This is a genomic window from Bradyrhizobium sp. MI1.3, from assembly GCF_055811695.1.
The window spans coordinates 1-2,480 of record NZ_JBVVPQ010000182.1 but is presented as its reverse complement, the minus strand read 5'-3'; the positions used below and the strand labels follow the sequence as shown (position 1 = coordinate 2,480).

At 60.4% G+C, this 2,480-nt stretch carries 1 protein-coding gene and 2 pseudogenes; 1 reads left to right on the top strand and 2 read right to left on the bottom strand.

The genetic code is table 11. The features are described 5' to 3' along the window. On the bottom strand, positions 1-430 hold a 430-nt coding region (locus tag AC0L3A_RS40450), incomplete at its 3' end, for an IS110 family transposase (protein WP_473256552.1). A 224-nt stretch (positions 431-654) separates the two neighbouring features. On the opposite strand from AC0L3A_RS40450, the pseudogene AC0L3A_RS40445 reads away from it, so the two are divergent. Further along, positions 655-1,530, top strand: a pseudogene (locus tag AC0L3A_RS40445) (IS3 family transposase); the annotation flags it as partial. A gap of 753 nt (positions 1,531-2,283) precedes the next feature. Here the strand turns inward: AC0L3A_RS40445 and AC0L3A_RS40440 are convergent. Then, a pseudogene (locus AC0L3A_RS40440) lies at positions 2,284-2,480 on the bottom strand (IS3 family transposase); the annotation flags it as partial.

The window sequence follows — 2,480 nt, the reverse complement described above, 5'->3', positions numbered from 1 at the left end:
GACGCACGTAGGCTCGCAGCTCGGCAATCTGCCCTTTGGGCCGAAAGCTGGCCCGCAGCAACCCGAATGAATGGAGCTGCTGCAGCCATTGCGCATCGCTGACATCGGTCTTGCGCCCCGGCACGTGCTTGGCATCGCGCGCGTTGACAAGAAACACAGCGAATCCTTGTGCATCGAGAAGCTCAAAGATCGGAATCCAGTAGACGCTGGTTGATTCCATCACGACGGTCTCGACTCCGCACTCCACAAACCACTTTACCAGTTGATCGAGATCAGCCGTGAAGGTGCCAAAACTGCGTACTGGCTCAAGTGCGTGATCAGGTCCTACGGCAGCCATGTGCACATTCGCACCAACATCGATGGCAGCCGCGTTCAGGTGCGCCATGGGCATGGTACGGTCGACCTTGGACTTCGACTCATTGCGGTACATCTCCAATCCTCCTGCTGACAGAGAAGGGCTGAGCTGCGCAATTGATCAGATTCCTAAACGGGATCGCCGGATGGCGTCACCACTCTCAAGTGCGCAACAACCCATGGACCAGGTTTTTTTAACGGGGTCACGTGCCACCAAAATCGTATCGGCCGCTCCCTTCCGGTCGGCAATCTAGCGCCGGCCGTTTCTATCCCACAGGGGGCGCGCAGCGCCGCGCCTAGTTTTTTAGAAGGAGCGCTCACCAAGGCGGGATTGCTGAGCGCAAGGCGATGATCGACCATGAGCACGAGCTGCCGATCACCAGGCAGGCGGAGGCTTTGAACATCAGCCGCGGCAGCGTGTACTACCTGCCGCGGCCGGTGCCGGACGCCGATCTCGCGATCATGCGGCGTCTCGACCGGCTGCATCTGGAGTATCCCTTCGCCGGTTCGCGAATGCTGAGAGGCCTGCTGGCTGCCGAGGGGTGCAAGATCGGCCGCCGGCATGTCAAAACGCTGATGCGGCGGATGGGGATAGAGGCGCTCTATCGCCGTCCGCGCACCACCACACCCGAGCCCGGCCACAAGATCCATCCATACCTGCTGCGCGGCATGGAGATCACGCGACCGAACCAGGTCTGGGCGATGGACATCACCTACATCCCGATGGCGAGTGGCTTCGTCTATCTCGCCGTGGTGCTGGACTGGGCAACACGTCGTGTTCTGTCGTGGCGGCTGTCGATCACCATGGAAGCAGCCTTCTGCGTCGAGACGCTGGAGGATGCCTTGGCTCGTCACGGCAAGCCGGACATCTTCAACACGGATCAGGGCTCGCAGTTCACCGGACAGGCTTTTACCGGCGTGCTCGCCGACAACGGCATCGCGATCAGCATGGACGGCAAGGGCGCATGGCGGGACAACGTGTTTGTCGAACGGCTCTGGCGCAGCGTCAAATACGAGGAGGTGTACCTGCGGGCCTATGACAGCGTCAGCGAGGCGCGCAGCTCGATCGGCCGATATCTCGACTTCTATAACAGCAGGCGTCCCCATTCGAGTCTTGACGGCAGCACGCCGGATCAAGCCTACTTCACCCCGCTGCCACTCCGCATGGCGGCCTAACCCCGGCAGAGGCTCCACTTATCGACGCGGAAACTCTGTTCAGACAACCGGGACCAGCTCTAGAGGCTCTAGGGCGGAGAGCGAACCCATAATGGCGTGGCGACCGGACGAGCACTCAACCGAAGATGATCCCGCCCAATCGCGGTAAATTCAATCCAGCTCTGTCGCGACGGTTATTGACGTTGAAAGAACGATCATCGCCGCTGCGACGAAGGTCACGTTGGTGGGTTCTGCTAGCGGTAGAGCCGCGAATTACATCGGTCCAGATGGCTCATTGGCAACTATTTTGCGGACAAGCAGCGGCCTCGCAACTACCAAAAGGGATAGCTGGACGAGCCTACTGCGCATGCTCCATGACTGCTCGGAGAACACGCAAGGAGAACACGCAAACACGCAAGATGAACTGGAAGAAGGAACTGGAGGCGCTGGTTCAACAATCTGCGACGATCGTAGAACGCGCACGGAGCTTAGCGCCTGCTCCAAAGCTGCTAGCACCCATTGCGCCGACCCCGCCCAATTCTCCCCGGCGGTTGAGCTGCGACACCTCCGAGCGAGAGCACATCAGCGAACGAGTTGCGAATTTCAGAGCGCATCAAGAGCGTGTGCGCCGCGAGCGCGGGGAATATTTTTCCCGCACGATGCAACGGACACGCGATCTCGCGAGAGGCGACGGGTCCGGCGAACAGATGTAGGCGCTCACACAGTCGTGCAACTTCGCTAACAGTCGGCCAATTCGCGCCAGACCAGAAGAGTCGACCGCGGTCGGCCACCACGGCGGCGCACCGTTAGCTTCTCTTCCTGATAGAGCCGGAACAGCTTTTTACAATTGATCGAATACCCCTCCCGCCTGAGCAGAACATGCAGCCGCCGATGGCCGAAGCGGCGGCGCTCCTGGGCGATCGCCCTCATGCGTTGGCGAAGGCTGGTATCGTCAGCCTGGGTCGTCCGGT